The sequence below is a fragment of the Gordonia sp. NPDC003585 genome, from assembly GCF_040610755.1.
GTDB lineage: Bacteria > Actinomycetota > Actinomycetes > Mycobacteriales > Mycobacteriaceae > Gordonia.
Genome location: NZ_JBEXMX010000063.1, coordinates 16,489 through 32,824 on the forward strand (window position 1 = coordinate 16,489; position 16,336 = coordinate 32,824).

At 63.9% G+C, this 16,336-nt stretch carries 11 protein-coding genes and 1 pseudogene; 8 read left to right on the forward strand and 4 right to left on the reverse strand.

Annotation, left to right across the window (positions count from 1 at the left end):
- Positions 1–81: 81 nt before the first annotated feature.
- From ABZW74_RS17030 to ABZW74_RS17055, 6 genes are all read left to right on the forward strand, one after another.
- Entirely contained in the window at positions 82–1,155 is a 1,074-nt protein-coding gene (locus ABZW74_RS17030; protein WP_355277776.1) for a DUF559 domain-containing protein, read from the forward strand.
- A complete protein-coding gene (locus ABZW74_RS17035) occupies positions 1,137–1,775 on the forward strand; it encodes a MarR family transcriptional regulator (protein ID WP_355277779.1) in 639 nt (212 codons plus the stop codon). The genes ABZW74_RS17030 and ABZW74_RS17035 overlap by 19 nt, the downstream gene beginning before the upstream one ends.
- Positions 1,775–4,912, forward strand: coding sequence for a DUF87 domain-containing protein (locus tag ABZW74_RS17040; RefSeq protein ID WP_355277781.1), 3,138 nt, complete (start codon positions 1,775–1,777; stop codon positions 4,910–4,912). The genes ABZW74_RS17035 and ABZW74_RS17040 overlap by 1 nt, the downstream gene beginning before the upstream one ends.
- A 28-nt stretch (positions 4,913–4,940) precedes the next feature.
- Positions 4,941–5,999, forward strand: a complete 1,059-nt coding sequence (locus ABZW74_RS17045; protein WP_355277783.1) for a PQQ-dependent sugar dehydrogenase — start codon at positions 4,941–4,943, stop codon at positions 5,997–5,999.
- A 57-nt stretch (positions 6,000–6,056) separates the two neighbouring features.
- Positions 6,057–6,632, forward strand: coding sequence for a DUF4262 domain-containing protein (locus ABZW74_RS17050; protein ID WP_355277785.1), 576 nt, complete (start codon positions 6,057–6,059; stop codon positions 6,630–6,632).
- A 218-nt stretch (positions 6,633–6,850) separates the two neighbouring features.
- On the forward strand, positions 6,851–9,355 hold the full coding sequence (locus tag ABZW74_RS17055) for a VCBS domain-containing protein (RefSeq protein ID WP_355277788.1): 2,505 nt from the start codon (positions 6,851–6,853) through the stop codon (positions 9,353–9,355).
- 718 nt (positions 9,356–10,073) lie between these two features.
- Here ABZW74_RS17055 and ABZW74_RS17060 read toward each other — a convergent pair.
- The 4 genes from ABZW74_RS17060 to ABZW74_RS17075 all read right to left on the reverse strand — a co-directional run bounded on the left by ABZW74_RS17060 (position 10,074) and on the right by ABZW74_RS17075 (position 13,575).
- Positions 10,074–10,742 (reverse strand): hypothetical protein, encoded by a 669-nt coding sequence (locus tag ABZW74_RS17060; RefSeq protein WP_355277790.1) that lies wholly within the window; start codon positions 10,740–10,742, stop codon positions 10,074–10,076.
- 154 nt (positions 10,743–10,896) lie between these two features.
- Positions 10,897–11,493 carry an SMI1/KNR4 family protein gene (locus ABZW74_RS17065; protein WP_355277793.1) on the reverse strand — a complete coding sequence of 199 codons (597 nt, stop codon included), beginning with the start codon at positions 11,491–11,493 and terminating at the stop codon, positions 10,897–10,899.
- 4 nt (positions 11,494–11,497) lie between these two features.
- Positions 11,498–13,093, reverse strand: a complete 1,596-nt coding sequence (locus tag ABZW74_RS17070) for a hypothetical protein (RefSeq protein WP_355277795.1) — start codon at positions 13,091–13,093, stop codon at positions 11,498–11,500.
- Positions 13,090–13,575 (reverse strand): MspA family porin, encoded by a 486-nt coding sequence (locus ABZW74_RS17075; RefSeq protein ID WP_355277798.1) that lies wholly within the window; start codon positions 13,573–13,575, stop codon positions 13,090–13,092. The genes ABZW74_RS17070 and ABZW74_RS17075 overlap by 4 nt, the downstream gene beginning before the upstream one ends.
- Here ABZW74_RS17075 and ABZW74_RS17080 point away from each other — a divergent pair.
- Both ABZW74_RS17080 and ABZW74_RS17085 read left to right on the forward strand, forming a co-directional pair.
- Positions 13,565–13,756 (forward strand): hypothetical protein, encoded by a 192-nt coding sequence (locus ABZW74_RS17080; RefSeq protein ID WP_355277801.1) that lies wholly within the window; start codon positions 13,565–13,567, stop codon positions 13,754–13,756. The two genes, ABZW74_RS17075 and ABZW74_RS17080, sit on opposite strands and share 11 nt — an antisense overlap.
- A 514-nt stretch (positions 13,757–14,270) precedes the next feature.
- Positions 14,271–16,336, forward strand: a pseudogene (locus tag ABZW74_RS17085) (hypothetical protein); the annotation flags it as partial.

A 16,336-nucleotide genomic window follows, 5' to 3' on the forward strand; every position in this document is an offset into this window, starting at 1 on the left:
ATCGCGGGAAGCTTCGTTGGACTCTGAGCCGGTTGCTCCACCCGAGCCGATGTCCGAGTCTGCGGCTATATTCAGTCACCGATGAACGTGGTCTCGTCGGCGCAGGTCGCCCCAGCTCTACGCCCGGGACATGTCCTGCGCATCGCTGACATCGATGCAGACGGGCTCGATCTTCTCGTCGACGCTGTCTCCGAGGACCTACCGGTGATCCTCGACTATCGAGGGCCCGACCAGCGCAGCGCTCGTCAAGTGGTGTCGGAAGTACTCTGCGCACTCGAGGACATCCTTGTCGGCCTGTTCCCCGGTTGGCTGCCCGACAGCGATGCCGCGACGCTGATGGATGTTGCCGACGCCGACGAACGCGCGCGTCACCTGTGCTCGACGACCGGCCTGCCGACCTCGATCATCGTCGAGTTGGCGCGGGCCGCCGCCGCGGGTCGTCGGCCGCCGCAACGCGCGGCACTCGAGGTGCGAGCCGATGGTCTGATGCGGCTGCTCCGGCACACCTACGGCCGACCCGACGTCGTTCTCGCCGTCCGCGCGGACTCTGATCTCACCGCCCTCGCACAGTCCGCGGCAGCCACCGCCTGCGAATGGCTGGCCGAGCACGGAGGTCTGACCGTGTGGCTCACCGCGGACGCCCTGCCCACGGTCACCCGAATTCCGTTGATCCGGCTCGGTGGCGGCCACCTGCCGGTCGGCGACTCGGGTGCGATGAAGCCTGAGCCCGCCGCTCCCGTGCTCACGGTGTCCCGTCGCCCGGGCTCGCCCGCTCCGCACAGTATCGCCGAACAGTCGTTGGAACGTGCGCTCTCGCGACAGCCGTGGGCTCACCAACGGCGATGGAACAGAAGTCCGGCGCTCGATGATCCGTTGGCGCCCACGGTGATCGTGGATCTCCTGTGGATGGCACAGCGCCTGGTGGTCGAGGTCGATGGGCCCGATCACCGCCGCCCGGACAAATACACCCGAGACCGCATCCGCGACAACATGCTCCAACGAAGCGGTCACCTTGTGCTGCGCTACACCAACGAGCAGGTCCTCGAATCCATCGATCAGGTCGTCGACGAGATACGTCTCGTCCTCGGCCAACGGACCGACCCTATGACCTCACCATCAACCGAGGAGCATCCGACGTGGAACACCCGCAACTGACGCCGACACTGAGCGCGATCCTTTTCGTGCTCATGGCCGAGTCGCGTGAGATCGCCAACCCGGATCTCTCGAAGATCGGACCGTCGCTCGACAAACGCGGACGTGACACCCTGCTGCGCCACGGCCTGATCGAATCGAGGAAAGGTGCGCGCAACGCGTGGTATCACGCCCTGACCGACCGCGGATGGGCCTGGTGTGCAACTGAACTCATGGCGAGCCCACCCAACAGGTCGCTGCCGCCGTATCGGGCGTTGTACTCGGTACTCGCCGGCATCGGACGGTACCTCGCAGACGAGGATCTCCGACTGCATGAGCTGTTCGGTCGCCCCCGGCCAGATGAATCAGCCAAGTGCTCAACCGCCGACCCATCTCAGCGTTTCGTTGCGGCCTACCATTCGCTGGCAACCCATCCCGGGGAGTTCGTCGAGATCGCCAAGCTTCGCACCGCCGCCGGAATCGAACCGGAGGCCTTCGACGACGCCGCGATCCAACTACAGCGTCGTGCGGGCGTGAGCCTCATCCCGCAAGAGGATCAGGCATTGCTGACCGACATCGACCGTGCCACCGCGGTCCTGGTCGGCACCCAACGATGCCATCTGTTCGCCATCGAGGAGGTCTGATGGACAACGGAATTCGCCGCGCGCTTGAAGCCATCCGACTCGATTGGGCCGACACTCCCGACGACGTCTGGGGCGCCGCTGCGCCATATCACGTCGGCGGTCTCCATGAGGCCACCCTGGAAGAGATCCTGCGTGCGTTCGGAGACGCGCGGAGATCGGTCGCGGGCAGCCCGATCGGGGTTGCCGTTCGTGGTCCGGCAGGTTCGGGAAAGACGCACCTGCTCGGCCAGGTGCGCGAGCGTGTGCATACCGATGGCGGCTACTTCTTCCTGGTGAAACTCCTTGACGGAAGCGACTTCTGGAAATCCGTGGTCATCGCCATCCTCGAAGACCTGAGCCGTCCGACGCCGACGCATCGATCTCAGCTCAACCAGTTACTCGATAGGCTGGCACGCGATGCCGAGGTCGGCGAGGCCACCCGTCGTGCCGTGACAGGCAGTGCGCAGTTGACTCCCGACACCCTCGACGACTTCGTCCACGGCGTCTACACCCGGCACTCCCGGCATCGGCGGCGCTCGCAACACATTCTGCGTGCGCTGGTGCTGCTGGAATCCGACGACTTTGCCACCAAGGACCTGGGTGAGGCCTTCCTGCACCTCGACGTCGACGACGTCGACGAATTGGCTGAATGGGGAATTCGCAACGCACGTCTCGGCTATCAGGAGATCGCCGAGAACATCTCGCGGATCGTCGCTTTCGACGACGCCGCAGTCCTCGCCATCGACCAGATCGACACCTTGATCGAAGCGGGCAAGTCCGCACTGCCCGGAGAAGAGAGCATCGTCGAGAAGGTCGCGCACGGGCTGATGCAATTGCGCGACACCATGAGTCGCACCGTGTCGGTCGTCTCGTCCATCACGGCCGCATGGGAGTACCTCGAAGGTCACGTGATGCGATCGGCCATCGATCGCTTCCGCTTGCCGCCGACCCTGCAGCGTCCCACCGATACCGAATTCGGGCGACTGCTCCTCACGAAGCGATTCACCCCGTGCTTCGACGCCATCGGTTTCACTCCGCCCTTTCCGACCTGGCCGGTGACAGACACCGCATTGTCCGAGACCGACCAGTACACGCCACGCGAGCTGATGATGTCGGTGGATCGACAGATCGCCGGCCAACTTCGCGCAGGCAATTTCAGCGAGATCACCTCGCTCGCAGGCGCCGGCGTCACGACGTCGACCGATCAGATCGAAGAGCCCCTCGTCACCAAGCCTCCTACGGATGATGTTCTCGGACAGCTCGATCGGCGCTATGCCGAGCTGATCAAGACCGTCGACCCGGCACCAGCACTTGCCGGCGAATCCGAGGATCATGTGGTCCCGCCGATTCTGCAGGCGGGTCTCGCCGCATGGATCGAAGCCCTGCCGGACGATACCGGCGGCTGGCATCTGGACGCGAAGCCGAGCCCGAAAGCAGTGTTGCACGCACGCATCAAGCAAGTCATCGACCCCCATCGCGACATCGAACAGTCCTGGAGCTTCCGGGCAATCGCGGCCACGAATGCCCGCGCCGTACAGACGCGACTGCAGAACGCCACCAATCAAGCCGGTTTGAGTCTGGGAGGAATCGCGCGGACCCTCGTCATCCTTCGGAGAGAGGCGTGGCCGAGCGGACCCAAGACCGCGTCGATGGTCAACGAACTCGATTCGCGCGGTGGGCTCGTGGTCGCATGGTCGCAGGACGACATCCGTGCCCTGATGGCATTGGCTCAGCTGCGGTCGGAGCGGTCGCCGCACCTGCACGAATGGATCGTCGCTCGACGTCCGGTCGACGACATCAAGAGTCTTGCAACCGTACTCACTGCGGCACGCGAATCGACGTCGACGCCGACCACCGACACCGAACAAGACGTCGGCACATCCGAAACAGAGAGCGAGAAAACGTCGTCGGGAGAGGCGACGAGCGATTCGATCGTCCTGGGCCGCGGGACTGCTGGGGACAGTGTCGTGCTGCCCCTGGCCGCCATGCGCAAACACACCGCAATCTTCGCCGGCTCCGGGTCGGGCAAGACCGTCCTCATTCGTCGAATCGTGGAAGAGGCGGCGCTTCATGGCGTCTCGTCGATAGTACTCGACATCAACAACGACCTGGCCCGCTTGGGTGTGCCGTGGTCTGACGGCGCTGCGCGACAGTGGGCGCCCGGCGACCGTGAACTCGCGCACCGGTACTTTGCCGACACCGAGGTGGCGGTATTCACACCTGGTCGAAACAACGGTCGCCCGTTGAGTTTCCGCCCACTGCCCGACTTCTCGGCCATCGCGGGCGACAGCGACGAGTTCGATGCTGCTGTTGACGCGGCGGTCGCCGCCATCGCACCACGAGCGCGAATCGCGGGCCGAACTGCGAAGGCAACTCGCTCGGAAGCCGTACTGCGACAAGCGATGAACGCTTTCGGCCGACGAGGTGGCGGCAGTCTCGAGTCGTTCATCGCCATGCTGTCGGAACTGCCGGAGAATGTGAGCACGCTGGCCGAGGCGCCCAAGCTCGCCGTCGATCTGGCCGAGAACCTGAAGGCATCCATGGCAAACGACCCCGTCTTCGGCGGCGATGCCGCACCGGCGGATCCCGGTTACCTACTGACGCCAACACCCGGATTTCGGGCCCGTATCTCTGTCATCAACCTCGCCGGGCTCGGAACCGGCGATCGCGCAGCAAGTTTCGTCAACCAGCTGCAGATGGCCCTGTTCGCCTGGATCCGCAAGAACCCGGCTACCGACCGACCACTGGGCGGCCTCCTGGTCATGGACGAAGCACAGAACTTTGCACCTGCGCCGGGCACAACGGCGGCCACGCAGAGCACACTCGCACTCGCCTCACAAGCGCGCAAGTACGGGCTCGGCTTGATCTTCGCGACGCAGTCCCCGACCGGAATCCACAACCGGATCAGCGGCAATGCGTCAACCCAGTTCTTCGGGCTGCTCAATCATCCGACCCAGGTTGCCGCGGCCAAGGAGCTCGCGTCACGCAAGGGCAGCAATGTCTCCGACGTCGGACGTCTGCCAACCGGCACCTTCTACAGCGCGATCGACGGCGGTCCGTTCGTGAAGGTCGAGACTCCACTCTGCCTTTCCTACCACCCGCAGAGTCCGCCGACCGAAGACGAGGTCATCGAGATCGCCAGACGATCGGCGCGGTGAACACCGCCGATTACGGCATGCTGGAGCCATGGCCATCGATCGGCGCACGTTCCTGACCGCGACGGCTCTGGGCGGTGTCGGGTTGGTCGCCGGGTGCGCGCAGTCGGATCAGCAGGCACCACCCACGACTCCGCCGTCGGGCATCACGACGATCGCCGACGGCCTCAACGTCCCGTGGGCCATGGCGTTCCTCGCGGGCGGTGACGCCTTGGTGACCCAGCGTGACGACGCCGCGATCGTCCGCGTCTCCCCGACCGGTCAGGTCACCACGATCGGCGATGTCGCCGGGGTCGCGCCGCGCGGTGAGGGCGGGTTGCAAGGCATCGCACTGGCACCCGGCGATGAGTCCGGGGTGTACGTCTATTACACGACCGCCTCCGACAACCGAGTCGCCCGAATGGATTTCGACGGCCGACGACTCGGGCCGCCACAACCGCTTCTGACCGGTCTGGACACGGCCCCCAATCATCACGGTGGCGCTCTGCTGTTCGATGCGGCCGGGAGCCTGTTCGTCGCGGTCGGGGATGCCGCGCAACCCGAGGTCGCCCAGGACGTGCGGCTGCTCAACGGGAAGATTCTGCGGATCGACCGCGCCGGCCGTCCATGGCCCGGCAATCCGTTTGGTAACGCCGTGTACTCGTACGGCCACCGCAACGTCGAGGGTTTGGCCTTCGACAGTGCGGGCCGACTGTGGGCGACCGAGTTCGGACAGAACGAGCGCGACGAGCTCAATCTGATCGCGCGGGGCCGCAACTACGGTTGGCCGATCCACGAGGGCGAATCCGACGACCCCGCCTACGTCGCACCTCAGGTGACCTGGTCGACCGACGAGGCGTCGCCGGCAGGTCTGGCGATTGTCGGCGACACGGCCTATGTTGCTGCGCTGCGCGGACGACGGCTGTGGACGGTCCCCCTGCGCGACGGTCGGGCGGGATCAACGTCGTCGCGCTTCGACGGTGAGCTCGGACGTCTGCGCGCGGTCGAGGCGGCGCCCGACGGCAGTCTGTGGATCTCGACCAGCAATACGGACGGTCGGGGTGCATCGGCCGCCAACGACGACCGCATCCTGCGGGTTCCGATCGGCTGAGCGTTTCTGTCGGACCCCCGTGTTGTCATGGGATCACCTTCGAACAAAGGAGCGACCATGTCGGATCACGCGTCGGCCATCCGCGGACTACCCCGCTGGCATCCCAACCCGCACATCCGGTCGGCGATCGAGACCATTCGCAGGGACGGCTGGCAGGTCACCGCCGTCGACGCCGGTCGCGAGTGCCCGTTCGCCTACACCGCGGGCATGGTCCTGCACGACATACCCGACCTCGCCGTGTACGGGCTCGATCCGCAGACCGGACCCGCACTGCTGAACGAGTTGGCCGATCTGCTCCACCAACACGATTGGCGCACCCTTGTGTGCGCTCGTGCCGAGATCAGCACAGGCGCCTTCTACGACCCGGTCCGGCTGATCGAGATCATCGACAAGGACGATCTGCTGATGGCGAACCTGCTCTTCCCCGACACCCCGGCCCTGCAGGTCGTCTGGCCCGACGAGAACGGCCACTATCCCTGGCACGACGAGTACACGCTCCTGCCCCTGCATCAACCGGTCAAGGGAATCGACGACGCGGGTGACCCCTACCTGAGTCCCCCACGTGTCATCACGCCATCGAGCGGACTCGACCGCACCCTTCCCCGCAAAGCGCGGCGGATGAACGGGCACTGAGGTCTCGCGCTCGTCACCCACAGCCCCAGGTCCGGAGTGTCCATCGGCTCCCTGGGGTGCGAGGAGCCCCAACCGCTCCCTGAGGCGCGAGGAAGGGGGACGACTAGGTAGTCCCACCTCAGGTTCAGGTAGTCGAGTGCTATACCGCCCTGACGTCATCGACGGCAGCGTGAGAGGAGTACCCACGCCGAGACCCGCGTCCGCAGGAGGAACCGACGATGACGAGTCGCAAGAACCGGGCCAGAATCCTCGCCATCGCCGCCGGCATGAGCATCCTGCTCTATGGCGGCAGTCCTGCGTACGCGGAGCCCTCCGACTCGGACGGCGGGTCGGCGAATTCGTCCGAGTCGACCGACAACGACAACGATTCCGACTCCGACGACGACTCGGACGGCGACGCGGATGATGCCGGCGCCGGCTCGGAAAGCACGGACGAGAACGCCGACGCGAACACGGAGCCCGACGCTTCCGACACCGACACAACCGGCGGCCCCGGCGTCACCCCTGACAACAGCGAGAACACAGACAACACCGATCCCCCACCACAACCCGAACCGGCACCCGACCCCGCGCCGACCAACACCGTCGCGCCCGACACCACCTCCACCCCTGCGGGCAACGGCACACCCAACGGCGTCCCGGCCCCCGTTGGCACTCCCGACATCGATGTCGCGGGACCGCCGACCCCCGACAACACCCAGCGTCCACCAAGCCCCGATCACGACACCCAGAACGAACGAACAACGCCTCGAGCCGTACCGGGCACACCGGCCGATCGCGCAGGCACCCCGCCCGTCGCGACCGGCACGCCGTTGGCTGCCACCGCCACCCCTGCGGCGTCGGAGACCACGCCGACGATCACCGCCCCACCACCGACCACCCTCGCTGCCGCGACGCCGCTCGAACCTCGGACCACCGCACTCGGATTCCTCGCTCTCTTCGGACTTCCCCTCCTCGGCGGCAACGGTAGCGCCCCGGCGTCGAGCCCGGCGTCGTGGACGTTGCTCTGGTGGGTGCGGCGCACACAAAGCCTGCTGGACAACAAGACCCCGACCGCCGGCGACTGGACCAGCCACTACGACGAGGAGTCGGGGACCGCGACCGGCCAGATCGGTGTCACCGACGCCGACGGGGACCGCCTCGTCTATTCGACGCCGACGACCACCACGCAAGGCGGCACGGTCGTCATCGATCAGGCAACCGGCAACTACACCTACAAGCCGAGTGACGCTCTTCGCGAATCCGGTGGTACCGACACCTTCACCGTCACCGCGTCTGACGAGTCCTCATTCCACATCCATGGATTGGCAGGACTTTTCGGCGAGGACCGGCACTCGACCACCACGACCATCACCGTCACCGTCACCGTTCCCGCTGCCAACCAGCCGCCGACCCTCACCGCGTCACCGCCCAGCGCACCTGCGAGCTTCACCGGCGCCGTGAGCGGACAACTCACCTTCATCGATCGCGACGATGACCAACCGACCTACACCGTCACCGGCGACGACGTCACCCAAGACGGAGACACCTACACCAGCCCCAAGGGAACACTCGTCTTCAACCCCGCCAACGGCGAATACGTTTACACGCCAACGCCGGAAGCACGCGCTGCGGCCGACGAGAACACCACCGATTCCTTCCTGGTGACCGCCGATGACGGCCATGGACATTCGACATCCGTCACGCTGAACCTCCCCGTGAAGCCGATAGCAAAGCCGGTGCGGCCCGACCTCCCCGGTGACGCGGTCGGAATCCCCGTTCAGGGGTCCGACGGCGTCATCTATCAGCACAGCCACGACACCGAGACCGACCAGTACTGGGTCAACGTCGTAGAACCAAACGGCACGGTGTCCTCGATATCGTTGCCCGCCAGTCCCTTCGGAAATCCGAACGCCACCGCGACCGGTGGTATCACCCAGGCAAGCCACGACGAAAGCACCGGCACCTACTTCCTCACCGTCGCAGAACCCGGTCAGCAGCCGGTCACGGTGGAACTGTCGGGGCAACCGGTGGGCGCACCGACCATCGTTGTGCACGAGGGCAAGACGGTGATCTATCAGATGACTCGTTCGGCCACCGAATCCGAACCTGAGCCGTTTGCCGTGATGGCTCGCGGATTCGCGCTCTTTGCAGCCGACGCCGGTGACCAGACGTACAGCATCGACGTGGTCGACGGCGACGGCGTCGTGCACACCGTCGAACTCCCCGGCCAACCCGTCGGCCCGCTGACCGTCACCCCCGACGGTGATGCGCGACAGGTTGTTTCGATCTTCGACGACGAATCCGGTGTTACCACGGCCGCGGTGATCGTCGCCCATCCCGATGGCACGTCTGACCAGATTGACCTACCTGGCACAACGTACGGCGATCCGAAGTTCGCAGACGACGGCACGGCGTACGTCGTCTCTACCGATGAGAACGGGGCATTCTCGATCACGACGGTCGACACCGGCGGAGCAGCGCACACCGTCGACCTGCCCGGATTCCTCCTCGGAGACGTGGTCGTCGGGCCGGACGGTACGGCATCGTTGGTCGCAGGCGAGGGCTCCGGAGAAGAAGCCGAGTACTATCTGATCCGCGTCGCACCGGACGGAACGGACAGCGATGTCCTGCTACCCGGAAACTCCGGTGCATCAGCAGTATCGGTCGACGGTAATGGCTCGTATGCAACAACTGTCACGTATCCGACGGATGAAACGCATAGTGGGGACGGCGAGGACTGAATTCCCGCCCCGGCGACTCAGTATGCGAGCCGATACATTTTCACTTCGCGGAGCGGCGAGTACGGTCTCGATTGCGTCGAGAGCCCTCTCGGCGTTCGCATCGAGCCACCCGTAGCCAACGTGCGGATCGAGGTAGCCCGAGCCATCCGAGAACAATGCCTGCCCAGACCACGCTGTGCCGAGACCCCGAAGCTCGTCGAGCATCCTGGTGATGCCTTCCAAGCGCAGCTTGCGGTCCTCCGTCGCGAACCAGAAGACGCAGCCGTCGACGTGCACCCGGTGCTAACCCGTGGACCGTGTGTAATCGAGCGCGACCATCCCCTGAGTGCCCGCTGTGAGTCTCTTGGGCACACCGTCGACCAGAATGCTTCGATCGACGTGACCGGTCACGGTGATGACGACCGGGCCAGCAGGCACGACAACCGGGACTTCTGTCAACTCAACTTCGGAAGACTTGACAATCACTGACACACGCGGCCCAGTGCAGGAGGCGTTAGCGATCACTCCATCAGGCTACGTCGCCTGCTTGTGGGGCGTTGCGGCACAATACAGAACATTGGGTGTCAGCCCGCTCGGTACAGTTCGCCGACTGCGCTGAGCGGCAGTCAGACACCATAGTCACCGGCTCGCGGTGAAGCACCACGCCGACCGTGGCGTTCCTGGCGAACACCGCGCGAGATCTAACCTCCGGCCTGACGAGAAACACGGACGCCGCCAGTCAGACGGCAGACAACCACTCGCGCAGCATTTCCGGACGCAATCGTGACTCGTACCGAAGATTCGTTCCGCCGTTCAGGGCAATTGCGATCTGCCGCAGTTCTAGAGAACTGCCGAGCCATCCGTTCCGGAGCGCTTCAGCCATCACTGAATTCGTTTCGAGCGCAACGCCATTGCTCCGCAGGTATGTCAGCGCCTGGACCGCCTCGTGCCTCTCACGAGTGTTGAGACTGTCGCGACTGTGCAGGGGTCTGGTGAGTCCGCGCACGGTAGATTGAATCGGCGCACTAGCGTCCGGTACGGGAGTGATTACATCGCCGCCGAGGTGTTGGACGTCGAACGCTGTGATCCATGGTGAGTGGTCGGCGTCTGTGCCCCAGTCGGTTGGCCCATGGGCGCGGACAGCAACAATCGCGTCGACCCCGGCGACGCTCTCGATGTCCAGAATCCCGGCTACTGGCAAGTCAAATGCGATCACGACACCGCCAGACGGGCGGCTAGGATACTTCGACTTCGCCGACGCGCACACGATCTCGATCTGGGAAGTCATTTCAAGCCACGGGTGATCGACGACGCAGCGACTGTTGGGTACCTGCACTACAACGGTGTCAGTTTCCGCCCAATCGACTGCCATGCCGACCGCATCGAGCAGAGGCTCTTGTTTCTGCACATACGCACGCCTCACCCCCGCACTCTAGAGGCCGCTGCCGACTGCCCCTCTGGTGGGCCACTGTTGGCTCCAAGCGAGTCCCGCGCCCGTACGCTCGCTGCGAAATTAGGAAGCAGCAGGACTTCATCGTCGGCACAACGGACGGGACGACTCCTCAGTCTGTTGCCGTCATGCGAGCGAGTTGCTGTTGGTCATCGTCGATGCACCACGCAAAGTAGGCCTTCAGATCAGGGAAACCCAGTTTGGGGTCGGTACTGGTGGTGTATATCCGTTGAGAGGCTTGGTATCCGGGGGGGATTCCGCAGGCAAGGACTTGCCCACCACTGTCGATCCCTTCGGCGATCGGGTAGAGCCAGCGCCAGTCGTGAAGGCCTTCCGGCACTGGCATATCTCCTATTGGCGTGCATAGTTCCCATGCGGCGTCGCGGTTGCGCATACGCTCTAGCCACGAGCCATGTAACGGCGTCTCGTATATTACGGGCGCGACGGCACCGAGCTGGATTGCGCCGTCGCCGAGATCCTCGACGGGAAAGATCGAGTTGAATCCGTGTTGTTCGGTCCATCCGTTGGTGATCTTCAGGAGTTCTCGATGTTGGTCGGCCAGTCGTGTACCCAGGCGTTCCTCAGCCACTCGAATCTGTTCCTCGGTTGCGGGCTCATTGAGTACAGCTGGATCGTATGGGTAGCCCGCGTCGATGAGCTTCTGGTGCACCTCAAGTTGGGCGCTGATCAGGTCGTGCCAGTCTGGCATGGCGCTACCTTCCGGGACGTGGAATTGGTGCGGGCATGCAAACCTGGTTTGGCCCGTTGACCCATTCTCCGACGACAAACAGGCGCGCACGATATCCAACTGGGTACTTGCCTGCCTGCCCACCGATCGATTGATTGACCGATGATGTCATTGCCATGAATGTATACGCCGTCGCTCCCTGCCAAGTAAGGTCTGGAACGTGCCCGGCTTCATATCCCGGCGGATACTTGTCTGGGTTGGCGCGCCGCTCGGCGCGGCGGAGCTGCCCATCATTTGCCGGACGTGGATCGCCGGTCCGTACAAGATATCCACCAGGGGGAATTACCCTGTTGACGCCGTTTACGTAGTCTCTGACCTGGTTCTGCGACGCAGAAGACAAGTCACCCTGCGGTGGGCAGACCGCCACGACCCCTTCGCAGCGAGGCCCACTCTCGGCAGGGTCACATCGGGTTGTTGTGTCTCGGAAGCGCTTCGGAAAGTTCTGAATCATGTAGTCACGCACGCTGCCACGGATCCGCGTGCATCCTTGTGAGACGAGTTGCTCGCGGGAGCTGCCGAGGTCATTCTGATGTCTCATGCCGTCGTCACCGGAAAGCGTCTGGGCACGCAGTCCACGGATCTCGTCCGGGGTCAGGCCAAGAGGAGCGACCCGGCACCGCGCGAGGGCTTGATCGACGAGCTCTGTCTCTAGAGTCCGGTTGTCGACCGTGGGCCCGTTGCAACTTACCGGGCAGCCCGCGTCGTGGCGAGCGGGGGCGATGATGTCGGCGACCGATGGCAGTTCGCCGCCAGCGGTGCGGAATGTTGCGACGAGGTTCGTTCCAGCACTGCTGAGGTCGAAGGCGCCGGTCTTGGTGAGCAGTGCTGCGCGTTGTCCTGTGGCAGTCACCAACTGCATGGCTGACCCGATACGCTGCCATCGTGTACCTGCCGGGATGGTTGTGGTGAACTCGAAACGTGTTCGGGCGCTGGGGCTGTAGCGGGTGATCTCGATGTCGATCGTGCCGCCCAACCGTCCTGCGCGCATACCGACGTCCGGGATGCGGTCGTGGTAGCGCAACACGATGTCTTGGCCGGGCAGCGTCGTGGGTATGCGCACCAGAATCGACGTCAACGGAATATAGTTCACAGGCCGCGGGCGGGGTGACGGTGTTTCGCTGGGAACCGGGACGATCGGTGTCGGGCCTGCAGTCGGGATATCTGTAGGAGCGTGGCCGGTGATGTTCGGACCCGGCGCCGGGGTTGAGGTCGTGGTGCCAGGGGTGGCGATCGGCGGTGTGGTCGTGGTGGTGGTCGGCGTCGTGGACTGCGGGTCGTGGCACACATACGGCGGATTCGGTGTCGGCGCGTCGTTGACGGTCTTGCCGGGATGCGCTGCGGCCCACGCTTGTTTCCACGCCGCGTTGTAGGCAGCGATTTCGCGGGCACACCGTTCGGCAGGAGTCTCAGCGGCGGCTGTTGTCGAGTTGCTCAATGCCACCACCGTGACGACTGCCACGCTGACGGCGAGAATGGCAACCACGACCGCAACCCACAGTCGTGGCTGCGTGTCCCGATTCGCCGTCGCGCTCTGTTTGTTCGGCGAGTTCTTGTGCATCACAGCCACATCCTCGCGGAGTAGACGTTCAGGGTGTCATCGGCGGTAGGGCTCGATGCGGAGAACCGCACCACCGTGCGCACCGTGGTCGGCCCGGCGCAACCATCGACAGAAATGTGGACGCGGCGGACCCGGATCGATGCCCGGTTAGTGCTGAGAGTCTTTTGCCCCAAGGAAATCTCAGCGATGCGGCCGGGCATGATCTTGGAGGAGATCGATGGGGTCAGCTGGCCTCCTACTCCGATCGAGGCGCCGGGCTGGCCGCTGATAGTGACGTTGGCTTGCGGACCGAAGGACGATCCGAGACCGAAGGTTGCCCCATCGGACACATCTATCTGGCATCCGACGAGCAGGAACTGTTCCAGCACACCGGTATTCACGGGCTGCGAAGGGAGTCGATTGGAGCTGGCCGGTGTGATCAGCACTCCTACGCGTGAGGACACCCAGCCCTCGCGGGAGGCGAAACTGTTCGCGATGTTGCTCATCGGGTTCACGGTGAGTTCCGATGCCCGCAGCTCGATCTTCCATCCGTCGTCGGTGACGAGTTTGTCGTACTTGCTGGCCAACGCTGTTGGCGCGGCCGAGGCCGACATCGGATGCATACTGACCGCTACCGCCACGACTGCCACCACCAGCCCAGCCATTGCCCAGACGCGTTTCAACTGATCCCCCGATCCCAGCACACCAAAAACACCGCATGCGCTATATGCAATTGGATGTTCACTTCCGTGATGCTGAGAAAGTACTGGGATTCTTGTCCGAGCGCAACCCTGCCGGCCTCCGATCGTGGCTGTGGCGCAGCGCGATAACACTAATCCGAGGCTCCCGCCGCACCAGCGTGCATGCGAATCTCTTGCGTACTCAACCGTCATCGCCGCCGCGTGGAGGATCGAACTCCCACAACTCGCGGTCCCACGTGAGTAGCGAGACGATCTGGGGAAGTAGCCAATCGGGAGGATCAGGCACATTCGTCTCATCAACCCGACTCTGCCTGCGATCGTCCCGCGACCCACCGGGCGACCATTCGCGCGCTGTCACACTCCCACCCGATGGGCGCCCAATAGGTGACACCGCCCTAATGAAGCGTTACCTATTGCGTCGCGACGACCCACACACCCAAGTGGAAACAAGAGTAAACACCGCGAACCAACCCCAGATAAGGACTGCAGACATCGATGGCATGATCGGCAACGACCGCCCCTACCTGAGTGACGGCATCGGATATCAGGTGACATACGCAGCCGTCAACAACTACCTGGACACCACCAGCGACATCACCGCGATCGATCTGGCCACGGGGACAGCAACGTTGGTGGCCGATGATGTCCCTGGCGGCTTGGCCACCCAGTACGGAGAGCCACCTGCCGTCACCGCATCCGACGGCACCACCTACTGGGCGTTCAACAACGTGGATGGTGACGCAGCGGGCACGCCCCTCACAGCCGACACCACGCTGGTGATCGTCGATCGTGATGGCAGCGCCGAGGTCCACACACTTCGTGGCCTCTCCTACCAGGACGGTGGACGAGTACGATTCACCACGAGTGGCGTTCCGTTCCTGGTCACGCGAGACTACTCCCCTCAATCGCAGTCGCTCAGCGGGGTCAACGTGATCTCCCTCGAAAACGGCGTCCCGACAACCACTTCCCTGGCTGCCAGCAACCCCTTCGTCATGGGGGTCACCGACGATGGGACGGTGATCCTGTTCGACTATGACTCGGAGACCGGGGTCAACACCGCAAACTTCGTCCGGACCGATGGAACGATCACTACCGCCGTTCTTCCGAACCGCACCGACGTCTCCAACTACCACGGGTACATCCTGGCGCCGGACGGCACGGTCTATCTGGTTTTCTCGACGTTGAACAGCCCCGACACCACCATCAACGTCATCACGCCGACGGGCGGGCAGCAGGATCTGACGGTGCCCGGAACATACACGGCGGGAGCCTATTCCGTGTCTTCGGTCGACTCCATCTACCTCACGACAGCCCAGGACAACGGCGACGGCACGTTCACACCGGTCATCACCGAGATCTCGGCCCTGTCCACCAACACACCACCGGTGCCCGTCGAGGGATACGCACCCACAGTCGACGCCGCAGATCCTGAGAGCGGCTCGGTCAGCGGCAATTTCAGCGGTTTCGCAGTGTCGACCGACGGCGACGCCCTCACCTACCAGATCACCGGCGCCACAATGATCGCACCTGGCGTGTACACGACCCGAGGTGGCGGCACGCTGCTCGCCGACCCCGAAACCGGTGAGTTCACCTACATTCCGTCACTATTGGCTCGCACAGACCCGTCGACCACATCCGACGTGTTCTACGTGAAAGCCGATGACGGTCACGGCGGATTCGCTGCCGCCGCGGTCGTCGTACCGATCGAGCCGCTGCCGCAGGGCACCTCTGTCGGATCGATCAATTCTCCAGAACTCGACGCCATGACCGATCCGACACTGACCACCGACGATCCGGACGTCACGTTCAATCCGTACACGCATGAGTACGCGTACACACCGACGTGGGAAACACGCCACGCCGCAGCACTTCCCGGTGCCGTGCAGTCTCACACGTTCACGGTGACTGCCACCGACTCGGTGACGGGCGAAACCTTCGAGATCGAGGTGACCGCACCGATCACACCTGCGAACAACGCACCCAGCATCACCGTGGGAGCACCCGAAGCTCCAGCGTCTGACACCGGCGCTGTCAGCGGCGGTCACGACTTCACCGATCTCGACGGCGACGAGATGACCTTCCTCATCTACTCTCCCGACACCGGCCAGTACGTCGAAGGCACAACGCTCGTCGGCGATCACGGCACCTTGGTTCTCGACCCGCAGACCGGTCGCTACACGTACACCCCGACCGTCGACGCACGGTACGCGGCATCGTCTGAACCGCTGTCAGAGCGGCTTCTCGTGGGTGTGAATGATGGACATGGCTCAGGCACCAGCACCGAGCTGATCCTCCCCATCGATCCGATCGCGACGACGGAAAGCGTTGCACTGCAACCCACGCAATCGGACGAGATCCACTACTTCACGACTGAGAATGGGACCATGTACCGGGTCGAATCCGGGTGGGATGGCCAGTACTTCACACAGATCACTGTCGTCGACCTCGATGGCGCGGTCGACACCGTAGATCTAGTGTCACGTTTCATTAATTCCTATTGGGTTGGGCTTTTGCCAGGATTTCGTCGGCGGTCTTTGTCCATACGAAGGGATGTTTGCGGTCGTTC

Bases quoted from the DNA above. Each gene is read 5' to 3' on its own strand.
- ABZW74_RS17030 (WP_355277776.1), top strand. From the start codon at position 82: ATGAACGTGGTCTCGTCGGCGCAGGTCGCCCCAGCTCTACGCCCGGGA.
- ABZW74_RS17040 (WP_355277781.1), top strand. From the start codon at position 1,775: ATGGACAACGGAATTCGCCGCGCGCTTGAAGCCATCCGACTCGATTGG.
- ABZW74_RS17045 (WP_355277783.1), top strand. From the start codon at position 4,941: ATGGCCATCGATCGGCGCACGTTCCTGACCGCGACGGCTCTGGGCGGT.
- ABZW74_RS17050 (WP_355277785.1), top strand. From the start codon at position 6,057: ATGTCGGATCACGCGTCGGCCATCCGCGGACTACCCCGCTGGCATCCC.
- ABZW74_RS17055 (WP_355277788.1), top strand. From the start codon at position 6,851: ATGACGAGTCGCAAGAACCGGGCCAGAATCCTCGCCATCGCCGCCGGC.
- ABZW74_RS17065 (WP_355277793.1), bottom strand. From the start codon at position 11,493: ATGCCAGACTGGCACGACCTGATCAGCGCCCAACTTGAGGTGCACCAG.
- ABZW74_RS17080 (WP_355277801.1), top strand. From the start codon at position 13,565: ATGTTGCTCATCGGGTTCACGGTGAGTTCCGATGCCCGCAGCTCGATC.
- ABZW74_RS17075 (WP_355277798.1), bottom strand. From the start codon at position 13,575: ATGAGCAACATCGCGAACAGTTTCGCCTCCCGCGAGGGCTGGGTGTCC.